The sequence below is a fragment of the Qipengyuania pacifica genome, from assembly GCF_019711555.1.
Classification (GTDB): Bacteria; Pseudomonadota; Alphaproteobacteria; order Sphingomonadales; family Sphingomonadaceae; genus Qipengyuania; species Qipengyuania pacifica.
In genome coordinates this window covers 405,336-421,804 of the sequence record NZ_JAIGNQ010000001.1, presented here as the reverse complement: position 1 = coordinate 421,804, position 16,469 = coordinate 405,336, and the positions used below count along the sequence as shown (strand labels likewise).

The 16,469-nt window shown below is 61.0% G+C and carries 20 protein-coding genes; 6 read left to right on the top strand and 14 right to left on the bottom strand.

What is annotated here, in order from left to right:
• Positions 1–13: 13 nt before the first annotated feature.
• From K3177_RS02065 to K3177_RS02055, 3 genes are read left to right on the top strand one after another with little or no spacing between them, the layout of a single operon-like run.
• Complete coding sequence (locus K3177_RS02065) at positions 14–223, top strand: DUF2093 domain-containing protein (protein ID WP_221596714.1); 210 nt, start codon at positions 14–16, stop codon at positions 221–223.
• Positions 220–1,125: a M23 family metallopeptidase gene (locus K3177_RS02060; protein WP_345725337.1), complete on the top strand. Its 906-nt coding sequence runs from the start codon at positions 220–222 to the stop codon at positions 1,123–1,125. Before K3177_RS02065 ends, K3177_RS02060 begins: the two co-directional genes overlap by 4 nt.
• Before the next feature lie 44 nt (positions 1,126–1,169).
• Positions 1,170–2,150, top strand: coding sequence for an esterase-like activity of phytase family protein (locus K3177_RS02055; RefSeq protein WP_221596712.1), 981 nt, complete (start codon positions 1,170–1,172; stop codon positions 2,148–2,150).
• A gap of 54 nt (positions 2,151–2,204) precedes the next feature.
• On the opposite strand, the gene rpmB is transcribed toward K3177_RS02055, so the two are convergent.
• Positions 2,205–2,492, bottom strand: coding sequence for a 50S ribosomal protein L28 (gene rpmB, locus K3177_RS02050; RefSeq protein ID WP_103025201.1), 288 nt, complete (start codon positions 2,490–2,492; stop codon positions 2,205–2,207).
• Between the two features lie 157 nt (positions 2,493–2,649).
• Between rpmB and K3177_RS02045 the strand changes: the two genes are divergently transcribed.
• Positions 2,650–3,105, top strand: a complete 456-nt coding sequence (locus tag K3177_RS02045) for a nucleoside deaminase (RefSeq protein WP_221596711.1) — start codon at positions 2,650–2,652, stop codon at positions 3,103–3,105.
• Between the two features lie 59 nt (positions 3,106–3,164).
• Here K3177_RS02045 and K3177_RS02040 read toward each other — a convergent pair whose 3' ends face one another.
• From K3177_RS02040 to K3177_RS02020, 5 genes are all read right to left on the bottom strand, one after another.
• On the bottom strand, positions 3,165–3,845 hold the full coding sequence (locus K3177_RS02040; RefSeq protein WP_247714190.1) for a ribonuclease T2 family protein: 681 nt from the start codon (positions 3,843–3,845) through the stop codon (positions 3,165–3,167).
• A gap of 81 nt (positions 3,846–3,926) precedes the next feature.
• The gene (locus tag K3177_RS02035; protein ID WP_103025198.1) at positions 3,927–4,352 is read right to left on the bottom strand and encodes a hypothetical protein; all 426 of its coding nucleotides are present in this window, start codon (positions 4,350–4,352) and stop codon (positions 3,927–3,929) included.
• A gap of 42 nt (positions 4,353–4,394) precedes the next feature.
• On the bottom strand, positions 4,395–5,255 hold the full coding sequence (gene nadC / locus K3177_RS02030; protein ID WP_221596708.1) for a carboxylating nicotinate-nucleotide diphosphorylase: 861 nt from the start codon (positions 5,253–5,255) through the stop codon (positions 4,395–4,397).
• Positions 5,255–6,052, bottom strand: a complete 798-nt coding sequence (locus tag K3177_RS02025) for a LytR/AlgR family response regulator transcription factor (RefSeq protein ID WP_103025196.1) — start codon at positions 6,050–6,052, stop codon at positions 5,255–5,257. The genes nadC and K3177_RS02025 overlap by 1 nt, the downstream gene beginning before the upstream one ends.
• On the bottom strand, positions 6,049–7,284 hold the full coding sequence (locus K3177_RS02020) for a sensor histidine kinase (protein WP_221596706.1): 1,236 nt from the start codon (positions 7,282–7,284) through the stop codon (positions 6,049–6,051). Before K3177_RS02020 ends, K3177_RS02025 begins: the two co-directional genes overlap by 4 nt.
• Before the next feature lie 82 nt (positions 7,285–7,366).
• Between K3177_RS02020 and K3177_RS02015 the strand changes: the two genes are divergently transcribed.
• Positions 7,367–7,981 (top strand): HD domain-containing protein, encoded by a 615-nt coding sequence (locus tag K3177_RS02015; protein ID WP_221596704.1) that lies wholly within the window; start codon positions 7,367–7,369, stop codon positions 7,979–7,981.
• A gap of 4 nt (positions 7,982–7,985) precedes the next feature.
• Here the strand turns inward: K3177_RS02015 and K3177_RS02010 are convergent, their stop codons facing one another.
• The 8 genes from K3177_RS02010 to K3177_RS01975 form a co-directional block, all read right to left on the bottom strand.
• Positions 7,986–8,675, bottom strand: coding sequence for a DsbA family protein (locus K3177_RS02010; protein ID WP_221596702.1), 690 nt, complete (start codon positions 8,673–8,675; stop codon positions 7,986–7,988).
• A gap of 17 nt (positions 8,676–8,692) precedes the next feature.
• Positions 8,693–10,072, bottom strand: coding sequence for a M48 family metalloprotease (locus K3177_RS02005; RefSeq protein WP_221596700.1), 1,380 nt, complete (start codon positions 10,070–10,072; stop codon positions 8,693–8,695).
• Positions 10,073–10,083: 11 nt separating this feature from the next.
• Positions 10,084–11,004, bottom strand: a complete 921-nt coding sequence (locus K3177_RS02000) for an alpha/beta hydrolase (protein WP_221596697.1) — start codon at positions 11,002–11,004, stop codon at positions 10,084–10,086.
• Positions 11,001–12,104, bottom strand: coding sequence for an App1 family protein phosphatidate phosphatase (locus K3177_RS01995; protein WP_221596695.1), 1,104 nt, complete (start codon positions 12,102–12,104; stop codon positions 11,001–11,003). The genes K3177_RS02000 and K3177_RS01995 overlap by 4 nt, the downstream gene beginning before the upstream one ends.
• 58 nt (positions 12,105–12,162) lie before the next feature.
• Positions 12,163–14,013, bottom strand: coding sequence for a PAS domain-containing protein (locus tag K3177_RS15575; protein ID WP_221597472.1), 1,851 nt, complete (start codon positions 14,011–14,013; stop codon positions 12,163–12,165).
• Between the two features lie 107 nt (positions 14,014–14,120).
• Positions 14,121–14,573, bottom strand: a complete 453-nt coding sequence (locus tag K3177_RS01985) for a DUF2141 domain-containing protein (RefSeq protein WP_345725336.1) — start codon at positions 14,571–14,573, stop codon at positions 14,121–14,123.
• Positions 14,570–15,286, bottom strand: coding sequence for a sterol desaturase family protein (locus tag K3177_RS01980; protein ID WP_221596691.1), 717 nt, complete (start codon positions 15,284–15,286; stop codon positions 14,570–14,572). The genes K3177_RS01985 and K3177_RS01980 overlap by 4 nt, the downstream gene beginning before the upstream one ends.
• A gap of 48 nt (positions 15,287–15,334) precedes the next feature.
• Positions 15,335–15,814: an MmcB family DNA repair protein gene (locus K3177_RS01975; RefSeq protein WP_103025187.1), complete on the bottom strand. Its 480-nt coding sequence runs from the start codon at positions 15,812–15,814 to the stop codon at positions 15,335–15,337.
• A gap of 170 nt (positions 15,815–15,984) precedes the next feature.
• Between K3177_RS01975 and K3177_RS01970 the strand changes: the two genes are divergently transcribed.
• Positions 15,985–16,467: a Csu type fimbrial protein gene (locus tag K3177_RS01970; RefSeq protein ID WP_221596689.1), complete on the top strand. Its 483-nt coding sequence runs from the start codon at positions 15,985–15,987 to the stop codon at positions 16,465–16,467.
• Positions 16,468–16,469 lie beyond the last annotated feature (2 nt).

Sequence of the window (16,469 nt, the reverse complement as noted above, 5' to 3'; positions counted from 1 at the left end):
TAGGATTCGCGCCATGTTGATGAACAAGAATTCTTCGCCCTCGGATGGCGAGGCCAAGCTGCAGTACGGGCCTTCGGGCTTTCGGGTGCTGCGCCCGGGAAGCCACGTCATCTGCGCGATGAGCGGGGTGCCGATCGCGCTCGACGAATTGCGCTACTGGTCGGTCGAGTATCAGGAGCCCTATGCCAGTGCGCAGCTCGCCACGGAGCGGCTGGCGCCGTGAGTTACGCGAGGGTCGCGCCGCTTCTTCTGCTTGCGACCGCCTGTGTGCCATCGGCAGGGCCGGAGCGGGCGGCATCGCCCGAAGTGGTGCAGCCGGTGCGCGCCGCGCCCGTGCCTGCGCCTTCCCCGACGCCCACGCCCTCGCGGCCCGCCGTGTTTACCTTCGATGGCGAACTGGAACAGGGCGGCTGGATGCGCGGGACCGTGCCCGGTGGGACCAGGGAAGCCATGCTGGGCGAGGAAACGCTGACCTTCGACGACGAGGGGCGATTCTTCGCCGCCTTCGATCGCGATGCGCCGGCAGCGATGACGCTGACAGCGCGGCTGGCCAATGGGCGCATGATCGAAAGCCCCCTTACGATTGCGCCGCGGGCATGGAATATCGAGCATATAAATGCAGCGCGCACGCCCGGCGGCGCGTCGGCCGCTTTCATGAAGATCCGCCAGCCTGAACTGGACGCGATCTGGGATGCGCGGTTGAAGGACACGGACAGCACCGGCTGGACGCAGGATTTCATCTGGCCGGTGACGGGGCGTATTTCTGGCCGGTTCGGCTCGCAGCGGGTATATCGCGGCGAACCGGGCAGCTATCATTCCGGCATCGATATCGCGCCCGGCAATGGCGTACCTTACGTCGCCCCGGCAGACGGTGTCGTGGTGCTGGCGGTGGAAGGGTACAGCCTGGAAGGCAATCTGCTGATTATCGATCACGGACAGGGGCTCAACAGCGCGTTCCTGCACTCCTCGCGCCTCTATGTGAAGGAAGGCGATCGCGTCAGGCAGGGGCAGCATATCGGCGATGTCGGTTCGTCGGGCCGCGCCACCGGGCCGCACCTGCACTGGAGCCTGAAATGGCGCAATGCCAGGCTGGATCCGCTGCTGTTCACCGGACCGATGCGCTGAGCGCGTGACGCGCACAACGGCGCAATCAGGAGAGCACCTTTCCCATGCGCCCGACGCGTCTTGTCCTGGCTGCCCTGCTGACTGCGGCCATCGTGCCCGGAACCTGGCTTCGTACAGCTGAGCCCCCGCAGGATTTCCAGCGGCTCGCCACCATCGAGCCGATCGACGTGACGCAATCGCAGCGCGGTCCCTTCACTTTGATGGCCGGGTGGGAAATGACAGGCGACAGGGCGCAGTTCGGCGGATTTTCGGCGCTGGTCGTACTGGACAAGGAGCGCTTCCTGGCCGGGAGCGACACCGGCCAGAAGTTGATATTTGGCCGTCCCGACCGCAGCGATCTGCCAGGAATTCTGAGTTCGTTCGACGATGCGAATGACGGCCCGAAAGAGAGCCGCGATCTGGAATCGCTGGCCATCGATCCGAGCTCTGGCATCCTGTGGGGGGGATACGAGTTCCGCGAAGCCATCGTGCGTTTCGATGCCGACCATCGCCGAAATGCCGAAGTCCGGCCACCACAGATGCGCAATTGGGAAAGCAATGGCGGCGCCGAATCGCTGGCGCGCTTGAGCGATGGCCGCTTTCTGGTGATCGAGGAGAGTGCGCAGCGCTGGATGGGGCGTCAGCACGAAGCGCTGATATTTGCGACCGACCCGATCGAGGACAAGCGCCCGCAAAGCGTACTGATCGACATTCCGCAAAGTTACAGCCTGGTCGATGCCACCCCGATCGGTGGCGGCCGGGCACTGATCCTGCTGCGCCGTCTCGCCTGGTCCATTCCACCGGGGTTCGAGACGGCGATTGTCGAGATCGATATCGACCGGCGCAACCCCGATGGATCCATACCCACGCGCCTGCTCGCCGAATTCGGGAATGCGATTCCGCGTGACAATTACGAGGGCATTGCCGTCACTACGGACGTCGACGGCCAATTCGTCTGGCTGATTTCCGACGACAATTTCATGGCGATCCAGCGCACACTGCTGCTCAAGCTACGCTGGGACAGACGCGAAAAAGCGCGCGAGTAGTCCCGCGCGCCTTTCGTTCTTTCAAGCTGCTGCGCCGGGGCGCAACGCCATGCCTTAAGAGGCGGCGGCAGCTTTCTTCAGCTCGCGCTTCACCTTGAGCGCGTTGGCCGAAAGCTTGTCGTCATTGGTCTTGAGCAGCCAATTATCGAGACCGCCATTATGTTCAACCGAACGCAGGCCCTGTGTCGACACGCGGAACTTGAAGCTGCGATCGAGCTTTTCGCTCATCAGCGTCACGTTCTGAAGGTTGGGCAGGAAGACCCGCTTGGTCTTATTGTTGGCGTGGCTCACATTGTGACCGACCTGGCGGCCCTTGCCGGTGAGTTCGCAAATGCGCGACATGATAAGTCTCTTCGTTCGAATGGACGGGCGAGTTCCCTTGGCCGCTCGGCGCGGTTGCGGGGCTCATTAATCCCGGAAAGCGGCGCGCATAGCTGCGAGGGTGCGAATCGTCAAGCACGTTGCGCCTCAAGTGCACGCGAGCTAGCGCAGTTCCGCTATGGCTTCCTGGACCCTTCCGCAACCCATGCACCGTGCGCTCACCCTCGCCGAAGACGCTGCCCGGGTCGGCGAAGTGCCTGTGGGCGCCGTGATCGTGCGCGGCGGGACGATCGTGGCAGAAGCCCATAACGCCCCACGCGAACACCATGATCCGACAGCCCATGCCGAGATTCAGGCGATTCGCCTTGCGGCCAGGAAGCTTGGGGAAGAGCGTCTCACAGATTGCGAATTGTGGGTCACGCTGGAGCCTTGCGCGATGTGCGCTGGCGCGATCGTCCATGCGCGGATCGGCAAGCTCTATTATGCCGCGAGCGATCCCAAGGGCGGGGCGGTCGAACATGGCGCGCGGGTGTTCGACCAGCCGCAATGCCTCCACAAGCCCGAGATATATTCGGGCATGGGGGAGACAAAGGCGGCACAAATCCTGCGGGAGTTCTTCAGACAACGACGGTGAGCATCAGGAAATGTTCGCTCGGCCGGTAATTCAGAACGCGCTCTAGCCTGTAGTGCGCATCAAAGCCCTCGCCAGATTTTGGCCGGAGTCTCGTCTCGCGCACCGAATCTCTGGCGGTCGCAGGCGGTGGGCATGAAGCGTTTGTCGTAGCACAGGCGCAATTCCTCCAGCCATCCGCGGCTGTTCAGCAGCACGCCAACTGCGTCTGGTTTCCAGCCATGATTTGCATCGACGAACCGCGTGCGGATTATACCGGCGGTCAGATCGTCCTCGCGGCTCACGCGATCGAAGTCGGGAAAGCGCAGGCCCTGCCACAAGATGCGGGTGACCTTGAAATAGGTTGCCGGTCGCTGCGCCATGCAGGAGCCGTGCTTGGCCCATTGACGCGCTATCAACGCGGCTGAGGGTGAAAGGCACATATTGGCGGCCATCTCGCGCGCAAGCGGCTGACGCCGCGCCGTGCACCACTGTGGCCAGTTGCGTCCGCTGTTCGGCCACAATCCATGAACCACGAGGCCGAACAGGCCGTCCCGCCCGTTGCATTGACGCGCATGTTGCGGGCGCCCCTTACGCGGCTTGCAGAATTCCGGGCTCCAGCTCAGTGCCAGTGTGTATCCCGTTATCGGCAAAGGGCGTGGGCGTGCTTCGCGTTCGATACGGGGAACCGCCACCGTGCGTGGCGGGCTGCACTGGTAATGCTGGGCCGCAAGGGGGGCCGCCTGATACGCGAGGCCAGCCATTGCGAAGGCGGCCAGCATCCTTGGGCGGGTTGACGAGAGCATGAGTTCGGCGGGGCTTCGCTCGAAGCGTCAGCGGCCAGGCTAGGGCTGCCCGTCGCCACCCTTCTTTTCAGCAAACCATGCTTTGGCGTCCGGCTGAAACAGGAACCAGAGAGCGACGATCGTCATGATCGTGCTGATCAGACCCCACGCCACGCTGGAATCGAAAACGGATGCGGCCGCAGTGGCGGTTGTCAGGACGGACCAGGCCGTCAGCAGAAGGAGCAGCCATTTGGCCAGTTCGATGCGCAAGATCGAGATCATGAACCATAGCGCCAGGCTGATCGCCGTTCCGAACAATAGGCCGCCGATCAGCACTCCGGTGCTCAGGCCCTCGACACCCTGGGCAGCGAGTTCTGCATTGGTCTGGGCGGCGATGGTGTCGTAATTGAAGACAAAACCCAGCAGGCTGACGGCGATCGACCCGAGATAGAGCCAGTCGAATTTTCTGATGGAGCCCGGTTTCATGAATTCCCCTCTCGCAAATGTCGGAGACAGGAATATCCGAAATTACAGCGGCGTAAAGTCGAGGCCGATATCCGCAGCGGGCGCGCTTTGCGTGAGCCGACCGACGGAAACGTAATCGACCCCTGTCGCAGCCTTGGCGTGAATGGTGTCGAGATCGATCCCGCCGCTCGCCTCGGTCGGGACCCTACCAGCCACAAGCGCGACAGCTTCACGCAGTACTGCAGGCCCCATGTTGTCCAGCAGCAGCCGCGTGGCGCCCGCCTGCAGCGCCGGTTCGATCTGGTCGATCCGGTCGACTTCGCAAATGATTTCCTGCACCCCTGCCGCGACCGCACGCTGCACCGCTTCGGCGACCGATCCTGCGACAAGGACGTGGTTGTCCTTGATCATCGCGGCGTCCCACAGACCCATCCGGTGGTTCGACCCGCCGCCCATGCGCACGGCGTATTTCTCGAGCTGGCGCAGACCGGGAATGGTCTTGCGCGTATCCAGCAATGTGCAGCCCGGATTGTCCATCGCGCGAACATATCGGGCAACCATCGTGGCGATGCCGGAAAGGTGCTGAACGGTGTTGAGCGCGCTGCGTTCGGCGGTCAGCATCGCGCGAGCATTGCCTTCGAACCGCATGAGATCGGTGTTCGCAGGTACGCTCGCGCCCTCTTCGACGAGAATCTCGACCGTCATGTCAGGATCAAGAGCGCGAAAAAATGCTTCGGCGATGGGCAGACCGGCCACATGGATGGCATCCCGCGTATCCATGACGCCTGCAAAGCCTGCATCGGCAGGGATTACGCTTTCGCTGGTCACATCGCGCCCACCACCCGGCAGGCCCCTACCGAGATCCTCGGCAAGGGTTTCGTTCACGAACCGGGTGAGGTCGAAGCCCTCTAGCTCGAAAGCCATCAGTGGACGAAACGCGCCACGACGTCGCGGTAGCTACGGCTCACCTTCACCTCCGCCCCGGAGTCCAGGACGAGGAAGCATTCACCATTGGTGTGCGGCTTTACCTGGCGCACCTGATCGAGATTGACGATGGTCGAACGGTGGACGCGCTGGAACTTGCGCGGGTCGAGCCGACGTTCGAGATCCTTCATCGTTTCCCGCAGGATCAGCGAATTGTCGCCCGTGTAGATGCACATGTAATCGCCGGCGGCTTCGATATGTTCGATCGTGCCGACTTCCACACGGAATATCTGGCCGCGGTCCTTCACATTGATGAGCTTTTCGAACCGGCTTGCCGCTTCGGTATCCTCGCCAGCGAGATTTTCGGCTGCTTCGGGTGCCACTTCGGACAGAACGTTCTTGAGCTTTTCAGCCTCTTCGGTCGATTTCTTTTCCGCCAGACGCTGGCGCACACGCTCGACCGTATCGGCCAGCTTGTCCTCGTCCACCGGCTTCATCAGGTAGTTGACCGCATTCGCCTCGAAGGCGCGAATGGCATGTTCCTGGAAAGCGGTAACGAACACGAACAGCGGCGGATCGATTTCCATGACGCCCTGCACCACGGAGAAACCGTCGAAACCGGGCATCTGAATATCGAGGAAGACCAGATCGGGCTTCTGCGTCTTGATCGCGCGGATCGCCTCGCGGCCGTTCTGGCAGGTGTCGATGATTTCGACATCCTCAAACGGTTCGAGGCGAAGCTGGAGACCCTGGATGGCGAGCTTCTCGTCGTCGACGAGTATGGTGCGGATGGTCATGTCGTCTGGGGTGCTTTCGGGGGTAGGTGTGGGGGTATAACGGCCGTGGGGGGCGTGGGTTTCTGCGAAAACGCGGCCTGCTGGGCGGCTGCTGATTGCCCTTGGCTTAACGCATCTTCCGAATCGGGTTCGAACGGCAGCTCGACGAGCACCGAAAAGCCGCCGCTTTCCGGTGAGCGGATTTCGAACCTGTGCTCCTCACCGTACGCTTGCGCCAGCCGGTCGCGAATATTTGCAAGTCCCACCCCGGTCGAATCGCGGCGGGCATGGGTTGGCCGGACAGCAGGCAGGCCCTCTTCCGTGCCGTTCATGGTCATGCCGGGCCCGGTGTCAGAGACGGTCACGCGCAGGCGCGGGCCGACGATCTGCGCAACGATGGCGATCTCTGCGCCTTCTTCTTGCGGGCTGACGCCGTATTTTATCGCATTCTCCACCAGAGGCTGGAGCAGCATGGCGGGCAATTGCGCTCCTGCCGCCTCGGGTTCGATCCGGAACGTGGAGCGCAGGCGTTCTTCGAACCGCATCTGCTCGATACCGAGATAAAGCTTCAGCGTTTCCACTTCCTGCGCCACCGAAACCTTGCCGCCCGGCTGAGTGACCAGCGTGTGCCGCAGGAAGCTGGACAGCCGGGTGAGCATGGCGTTGGCGGTCTCGCTCTGCTTGAGAAGAACCAGCGTACTGATCGAATTGAGCGTGTTGAAGAGGAAGTGCGGATTGAGCTGATAGCGCAGCATCGCAAGCTGCGCGCTGGTTGCCTGCGCTTCCAGCCGTTCGAGCCGGTCGGCCTGTTCTTCGATCTGAAGGAAGAAATTGATCGCGAAATACAATGCGGACCAGGCGCCGAGCAGGGTGAGGTCGATGAAGTAGATGCCGACGAACAGGCTGACGAAATTGCCGCTGCCCGTGGCACCGCCCGCCACATTGAGTACCCAGCTGTCGATGAAAGCGTGCAAGGCGACGGCGAAGGCCAGCACGACTGCCGTCGCGCTCCAGGTGATGACCGGCCGCTGTTTTATCAGCTTGCTGTAGATGACCGCCAGGATCAGGCTGATCGAGAACCCGGTAATGCTGGATATCAGGATGATGACCAGGCGGTCGGGCGACTGGCCGTTCGCCAGGGTAGACATTGCGCGCAGCATGGCTGCACCGCCCCAGCCTGCCAGCTGGAGGTTCCAGAACGCCTGGTTCTTGTTTGCGAAGAACGGCGTGGGGCGAATGGGCAAGACTGCCATTGGAACGCCCCTCTAGCGCAATTGCGACGAATTGCACCAGCCGCTACACTCACCGTAACAGGCAAAACGAGAGAGAGACGCGATGGGCATTCAGGAAAACATCGAACATTCGGCCGCCGAACGGGCAAAATTCCGCGAGATGAAGGAAGGCACGGCCGAAGACTGGGCGATCATCGGCGGCGAATACCGCGCTTTTGCCAAGGGACTGCCGGACCGTGTGCTGGACCATCTCAAGCTTCTCAATGGCGATTTCGGCGGCTTTCCCGTCTGCCGGCTCGAGCATTCGCTGCAGACCGCCACGCGCGCGTACCGTGACGGGCGCGACGAACAATATGTAGTGATGGCCCTGCTGCACGACATCGGCGATACGCTCGGCAGCTACAATCATCCCGAAGTCGCCGCTTCCATCATCAAGCCGTTCGTCACTGACGAAATCCACTGGATATGCCAGAACCACGGCGCATTTCAGGGATATTATTACTTCCATTTCCTCGGGATGGATCAGAACGCGCGTGACAAGTTTGCCGAGCATCCGCATTTCGAAGCGTGCCGCGAATTCTGCGAGAAATACGATCAGGCCGCCTTCGATCCCGATTATGAAAGCGAACCGCTCGAGTTCTTCGAACCCATGGTGCGCCGGGTAATGGCACGCCCCTTGGCTTCCATGTACGCCAAGGCAATGGAGGAAGAGGGCTAAGCCACTATCCGGCCGCCGATTTCAGCGCTTCCGCCAGCCGTTCGGGCGGCACCAGACCTTCGATCACTTCGTCGCCAGCGATCCAGCTGGGCGTGCCGCTGAACTGCATGGACCGGGCAAACGCCATGTTCCGGTCCAGCTCTGCCGTGGCTTCATCGGACTGGGCGAATGCCTTTGCCGCGGCTTGATCCAGTCCGGCAATCTGCGCTGCGCGAGCAATCGTCGCGTCGCTGGGCGGTCCCTGTTCGAACATGGCGTGATAGAATGCGGCGTATTTACCCTGCTTCGCGGCGGCCAGTGCCATGCGCGCAGCCGCTTCACTGCCTTCGAAGATGGGCCATTCGCGCACGACGACCTTCAGTTCCGGATCCGCAGCGATCAGCTCGTCCGTTCCCGCGATCGACTGACGGCAATAGGTGCAGCCGTAATCGGTGAACTTGACCAGGACGTGCGAGCCTTCGGGATTGCCGAGCACCGCGCCAGGGAAGGGCTGCTTGACCCCGTCAGGCGCCTGAGCAAGACGATCTTTCGCCTGTTCGCGCTGGTACGCCTCGGCCATGTCCGGCAGGATCTGAGGGTTCGACAGCAGATAGCTGCGTGTCTGATTGTGACCCAGGCCCGATAGCGACCAGAGGCCTGCACCGGCGAAACCGCACACCAGCGCTACCAGCGCCGTCAGCAGATGATTTTTCATGACGTTCCTTCGTTTCGTCAGCCGGGCGCACAGTTGCGTTTGCGTTGCATTTCGCACTGCCGCTCGAGCAGGGCGCGTGCCTGCATCCCGATATCCTGTGACCGGATCCAGTCCGGGCTGCCGTGGTCCAGTCCGCTTTCCGCTGCCTGCGCGCTGCGTATGGCCAGCCCGTATTCACCGTTCATTACCTGCTGCTCTGCGGATGCAAGGCGGGCCCGTGCGGTATCGCCGCGCGCTGCATAGACGACGCCGAGCTGATACCAGGCGAAGGGATTGCGACGATCCCGCCCAACGGCGGCTCGCAACACACGCTCGGCCTCTTCGTAATTGCTCTTGTCTTCGGTAGCGATCAACGCATGACCGAACAGGCTGGCGATCAGCGGTTCGGAATTGGTCAAATCGGTCGCCCGGCGCAGCGGTTCGAGCGATTCGCGAGGGCGGCCCGATTCAAGCAAGACCTGCCCCTTGAGTTCGAGGAAATACGGGTCGTCGGGATCTTTCGCCAGCAGCTTGTCCGCCGTCTCGAGCGCGAGATCGACGCGGGCATTCTGGTGGTAGGCATAGGCGCGGGCGTAGAGCGCGGGTATCGTCTGGTCGGTTTCGGGATAATCGCGCAGTGTCGCCGACGGCTTCGATATGTAACCGATGAGCTTGGCCTTCACCCGTTCGAAATTCGCCTGGTTGCGGGCGTTCGCGGGACGCTGCCATGCGGGGTCTTTTTCATACACGCCGCGCAATGCCGAAATACGGTCACCCGAAAGCGGGTGCGTGCGATAGAAACCTGCCTCATCGCTCTGGCTGTAGCCATAACGGTATTCCTGATTGAGCAGCTTGCCGAAGAAATCGAGCGAACCCTGTCCGGAAATACCCGCGTTGGACAGATATTCAGCCCCGGCAAAATCGGCAGACGATTCCTGGGTCCGGCTGAATGAAAGGAACTTGCCCATCGCCGCCTGCTGCCCGGCCATCATGATGCCCATGGCCGCATCGCCAGCACCTACCAGCGCAGCGCCAAGGCCGGCCAAGAGCGAAAGCACCGTGATCTTGGTGGCCGACGCCATACCTTCCCCATAACGAAGGATATGCCCACCGGTGATATGGCCCAGTTCGTGCGCAATCACGCCCTGAACTTCTTCGGCCGTATCGGCGGCGTCGATCAGACCAGAATGGATGTAGACCGCCTGACCACCCGCCACGAAGGCGTTAATCGACGGATCGTTGATTAGAATTATATCGACATTGTCGGGCTGCAGTCCGGCCGCTTCGATTAGTGGAGCCGATATTTCATCAAGAAATGCTTCGGTTTCTGCATCGCGCAGAATGGACTGGGCAGCAACCGGCTGTGCCGCGAGCATGGCGGCAGCAAGCATGGCGAGCAGGCGGGCAAAGAGGCGCATTGGCGGCGAGCCTAAGGGCTTTCGGCCTGAACCGGAACTGAAACCTTGCTCACCCGGCGGGCGAATTCGACCACGGCATCATCCATATCGCGCGAATTGCGCCACGGGCTGGCGAAGGAAATGAGCGGGGCATTGTGGTCGAAGCTGCCGTAAAATCGAGTTTCCACTGGCGCTCCCGCATCTCTCAGGGCTTTTGCCAGAGCGCGGGTATTGCGCGGTTTTACCAGCGTGTCGCGCTCCCCATGTACAAGCAGCATAGGCGGCGCGTTGTGGCGCGCGTGATTGACCGGCTGGCTCTCGGGTCCGGCGCCTACCGAACCAAATGCGTCCCGACTCGAATCCTTGTCGAATGGGTAAAAATCATAGGGCCCGGCCAGGCCGACCACGCCGCGCGGTATCACTCTGATGCGGGAGAGCCACTTTTCCTCCAAAGCCGCCTGAACCACATTGTATGCGCCTGCCGAATGTCCGGCCAAGATCACGCGGTTCGGATCACCGCCGAATTGCGGCGCGATCCGAGCCGTTTGGCCGATGGCGGTTACGGTATCTTCCAGCATGGCGGGATAGCGTCCGTCCTTGCCCAGCCGGTAACCGGCCAGCGCAACAACGAAGCCTTCCGGAGCCAGAGCGCGCGCGATGAACGTGTAATCATCCGGATCGCCCCAGCTCCAGCTGCCACCATGAACAAAAATGATGATCGGTAAGGGTTGGTCACGGTCGGCTTTCGCAGGCGCGTAAATTCGCAGCTTCTGGTCTCGGTGCGGGCCATATTGGGTGTTCGAAACCAGCGTAACGCCCCGGCCGCCACCTGTGAGCCGGTCGATGCCATTCAACACTGCGGGACCGTTCGTGCGTATGGCCAACAACAGCAGGCCGCCGGCCAGCAACAGGAACAGAACGATGCCGAGACCGATCTTCATCGCGCGCTTCATGCCTTCCACTTTTTCGTTGCTTCTACCGTGTCGACGATCGCCTTTGCCTCTCCGTCGCCAAGGAGGCCGATGGAGGCGAGGAATTCGTGACCAGTATCATAGCCATCGCCCAGCCATAACGGTATTTGGGCCGCTTCGAGATTTGCGGTAGCCGTCAGTTCCTCCGCGCTCATCGCATCGCCAACCTTTCGGATGAAGATTGCGCGAACCCGCCCGGGATGGTCGACCGCAATCTGGGCAAATGCGGTCAGATCGCCCTGGCTGTCATCCCCGATCAACGCGAATTTTATCTCGGGATAGGTTTCAATAATGGCTTCTATGGCGGCGCGCTTGTGTGCACCGTGGCTGGCAGATCCGAAGGTAGCACGATTGAGGCCCCAGTCGCGCAGCGCAATAGGCCCCAATGGCAGGCCCCGACCGCGAATATAGGTCACCAGATAGCTGAACAGGTTCCACGGGCTCGAGGAAACATAGAAGAACGGCCGATGAGTCGCAGGCTGCGTCTCGCCGGCATGACCTTCTCCGCTGGTAAGCGCTTCTCCACCGCCCAACGCGTTGTAGAACACGTCGGCGCCGGGAACGAGAATGCGTTCTTCCGGCATTTGAATCAGGATCCTACGCCAGTTACGCAGTACTGCGCGAAAATCGCCGGTGATGCCGGTTTCGACGATTGTGTCGTCTATGTCCGAAATAACTGCCAGACCGGTATCGACCCCTGGCGCGAGGACATGCGCATCGACGCATTGTTCTTCCTCGCCCGCTCGCCAGTGAAAAACGACCGTTTCCCACACAGGGTGCGTATCGTAATCCCAGCACGGTTCGAGCGGGATATCGAAATTGATGAAGCCTTCGCTGTCCGTTCGCCCCAGATGGCGTTGAGCCTTTCCGCCGGGAAGGGCGATTTCCAGTTCGACAGGTAGATCGGGGACTTCATGGCTGACGAACTGGCTCAGCATGGTCTTCGCTGCGCGCCACTTGCTGCGCTGTTCGAACTTGCCGACGCGCGAACGCAAGGCCCTGGCCGAAATGCGCAGCCGTTCACGGTTTCTATAGCCGAAATAGGGCTGAATGCGGACGGGCGCAGTAGGGAAAAACGGCATCGCCCCCGCGCTAGCCAATCGAGCGCGAGGGCGACAAGCGAATTGTAGCAGCGTTGTCCTAGGCGAGCAGCTTGCGCGCGGCGCGTTCCACCAGTGGCACGTCGTCAGGTATTTCCCCAACGATTTCCAACGCACCGGCAGCGGTGCGGCGGATCATGACCAATGCGAATTCCGCGCCGTCCTCGTCGAGATCGGCGAGGGAAAGCGGTTCCAGGGCGCGAAGCTTCTTCGCGAGGGCAGGGCGAACGGTTTTCTTGTCCGCGACCGCTTTGCCCTGCTCTTCCTTACGCGCATCGCGTTCGGCATTGACGATCCCTTTGAGGCCGCCCTCCGCTTCGCGCAGGAACATTGCGAGCTTGCCGCGTTCCACGCCGATACGGTGGGCATGCATCAGCACGGCGGCGTATTCGGTCAGGCGAGTCTTGTCGTAATCGGCACCGAAAACCAGCTTGACGATCGGCGTCATCGGCGCACGATCCTGGACGGTCAGGCCGTTGTCGATAAGGAGTTCGTTGAAATCTCCGGGAGCGCTCTGCGCTTCAAGGCTGAAGTCGTAAGCCCGTGCGACCGCCAAATAAAGTGTCTTGCGGCTGCGATCCTCGGTGTTCTGCGCAGCCTGTGCCATTTCGCGCGCCGCTGCGAGACAATCGTAGAGGCCCTCAGGCGTAACGTCCTCCGAGATGGCATCTGGCGCAGCCGCCACTTCTTCGACGTCCTCTGGTGGAATATCGGTGAGTTGCGGTTCTTCGGCAGGCGCTTTGTAGGGCTCGGGAATGCGCGGCGGAGGGGCGAAGCCTTCACCTTCATAAGCCTGCGGAACGACAGGCGCGGGTTCCTGATGTGAAAGGTCGACGCTCTTCTTTGTCCGGCCACCGCGGCTGACCAGCGAGATCAGACTGCTCGACGTCTCATCGTCGGCCAGCGGATCGACCACGGCGTCGACGTCCTCGTCGCCCTCTTCCTCGTCGTCCCAATCCGGCAAGCCATAATCTGCGGCGGTCTTGATAGGATGATCGAAATCGTCTTCGTATTCCGGCTCGCCCATGTCGTCCGGAACGTAGTTGCCGATCGGATTGCCCAATGCATCGACACGCGTTGCGGGCTGATCGGCGACGCTCCGTTCTGCGAATCGGTCTTCATCATCATCTGCCGCGCCGAAAGAAGGTTGCGGCAAGGCATTGTGCGCAGGGCTGTCGGTCATGGTGTCGTGTCCGAGTTCAAGTATGCTGTCGGAGTGTTGCGCGTCCATGCCCGCCGTGAGCATTTCGGCCGTCTCGACCATGGTATCAAGATCGCTTTCGCCATCATCTACCGGGCCGAGAGCCTGGTCTATCGCCAGAAGCAGCTCGTCGGCGGTCTGCTGGTCGGCCATTTCCTTCCAGTTAATCACGCCATAGATGAAATCGATCGTCTCGTTATCGCTCGAGTACGGGAGCAGAATACCGCGATAGAGTACGTTCGCGCCCCGTTCGTTGGAGAATTCCGCTTCGAATCCGATCGGTGCCTGATTGGCGATGATCTGCATGTAATGATCGGTAATGCGGCTCAGCACCGATCGACTGGGCACGGCAGACAGACGGGAAAGCGTGCTGTCCTGACCGGACTCGACCGTCAGTTCGGAGCCGACGAACGCAACCTTCGGATCGTCGATATCGTCCGACAGGTCGAGCAGAACCGAATAGGGCCCGAAGTCGTCGAGCATGTCGGGTTCGAGGTCGGAAATGTGTGGGAAGTTGAGATCGCCGAGAAGCGTCGCCCAGTGATTATAGGCGCGAACCTGCATGCGGCGTTCGTCCTGGCCGACCGGCGATGGCGGCGGATCGAGATCGGTGTCGTCCTCCTCGACGTAGTCGTCGTCGAAGTCCTCCTCTCGATCACGGAAGCCGAAAAAGCCGCCCAGCCTGTCCATCACTGCATTAGCCCCCGAAGAGTTCTGCCCAATCGAAGGCGGTATGAAGCGTGTGCGGTAAAGATCGGGTTAAAGAAATTAACCATGAGGCTGCGCCAAAAGCGGCGTTAGAGCATGTAGCGCATCCGGATGGTCAGGTTACGGTCCTGCGCACCGATATCGATTGCGGCATCGGAAAAGCGCGGCGGACCCATCCGGACCTTGGCATCGCGCGAAAAGCCGAACCCTTCCTTCGGCATCATCCCCAGGGCGCGATCGGCCTTGCCGTTCGAATTCTCGTCATGGAGCAAGGCTATGGCATACTGCCCTGGGTTCACGCCGGAAAATGTGAAGGTGACGCTGCCTTCTCTAGCTTGCGCCGTTGCACCATATGCGCCCGGCACGCCCCGGCAGCGCGGAAACGTCGCTTCGTCCGCGGTCATGCAGGCACGGACGATACCTTTGGAATTACGCAGATCGGTAACCGTGACCGTCACGGTGGCCCCTTCCTGCGCTGGCGCAGTTGAAGCGACGAGCAACGGTGCGAAGACCAGTGAAATCAATGCAGGGACAGGATTCACGCGTTCGGACTTAGTCCGCGATCCGTGCCGCAAAGCCGATCCCAGATGCGAAAATAGAGGCCGTAATTGCATTTGTACTCTTCGTGATGACGCTGATGGTGGCTCGCCGTTATCAACCAGCCTCCCAACCTGGAATGAACCAGCCACTTTGGGAACATCTCCCATCCCATGTGATTGGTGACGCCCATTACCGTCATCACGAGCAAAACCACGCCAAGCATGGCCACGTGGATGGGGATCAGGAAGACAAGCGCCGGGATCACCACCGCGCCGGTCAGCGCTTCCCACGGATGGAAGCTCATCGCTGCCCAGGCCGTAGGCGGGCGGCTGGCATGGTGTACGGCGTGCATGGTACGAAACCACAGTGGCCGATGCATCAGGCGATGGGTCCAGTAAAACCAGCTGTCATGAGCCAGTAGGTACAGCATCGGTGCGACGGGCAAATACCACAGTGGGTAAGCGTCCCACTCTGTGTAGATCCGCGTCCAACCGAGCGCCTGCCACCCCCAGGCAACCACACCTGCCGGTATCCCGTAGATCGCGGCGGAGGCGAGCGACCAGCCGATCTCCTTGCGGATCTGCGTCCCCAATTTGGCGTGATAGCCGGGCCGGACGCGGTTGGTTACAAAAGCGAATAATCCGCTCGCGGCGAGGTAACGGACCGCAACGATAGCGGTCATCGCGAGTACCGAAAGGATTATGGCGCCGAGCATCTTGCCTTGATGGTAGGCGGCAATGCACCTTCCGGAAACAACGAAAAGCTATTCCGGTGTGCCCCAAGGTGCACATTGTGGGTCGAGTGCAACGGTCGCGCGGCGTAGCGCGGCACGGGCAAGCCGTTCGACCTCGACCTTTCGGCGCGCCGCGGCAAGCGGGTGTAGCGGAGCAGGCCGCAGGATTTCGCCATCGTAACCGTCTGCCACGATGATCCCGCAGCAATCCGGACGGTAGCCTTCGCCCTCCAGAGGACTACGATCCAAGCCCGGCGGTACCCCCCAATAGAAGCGATCGCAGAAATCGAGATAATCGGGCCATTTCCCGTCGCCCAGCAGATCTGCGCGCTGGACCTTGATCTCGACAATTATGACGCGGCCCTTGGAATCCACGCCCATCAGATCCGCTCTCCGCCCATTTCTGAGCGGCATTTCCGACAGGCACCAGATGTCATTACGCGCAAAGAGCCGCGCAATGCCCCTTGCGACCACTCCCGCCTTTTGCGCTTCCATTATCGAGTCCATCATGCGCCGTGATTGGAACAGATCGCGAACGCGCGCAAGATCGAATTGTTGCGCAAATATCTGGCCGCTTATCGCACAGTCAGCAGCCCAACGTGGTAAACAAGCTGTTAAACAGGCCAGCAGCGTTCTACCCAATGGATGACCAAAGCACGTTTGGGCACAATTGGAATGAGATGAAGCCGATTTTCGCCTTTTCTGCCGCCATCACGGCGATCACGTTTTGCACACCTGCCGAGGCGCGCCAAACCGAAGCCGTGTTGCACATCAGCGCAGTGGTAGAGGAAAGCTGCAGCGCGAGCGCCGATCCATTGGACTTTGTTCTCGATACTACCGCTAACGCAAGTGCACATGGGCAAGCGTCAATCGACCTGTCGTGTTCGGGGCCAACCGCATTTGAAATAGCCCTGGATACGGGGCAAAACGGCGCGCGGCGCATGTTGGATTCAGCGAGCGGGCAGACGCTCGCTTACGAAATCTATTCCGATGCAGCACGCAGTGTGCGGTGGGGCAACGCCTCGGGCGTCGATACAGTTGCAGGTGCGGCAGACGCGAATGGCAAAGCCACGCTAACCGCGTATGGTTCAACATTCGCGAATGTTGAACGCGTGGCGGCCGGAACCTATTCCGACGCAGTTGTTGTCACCGTCAATTTTTGAAA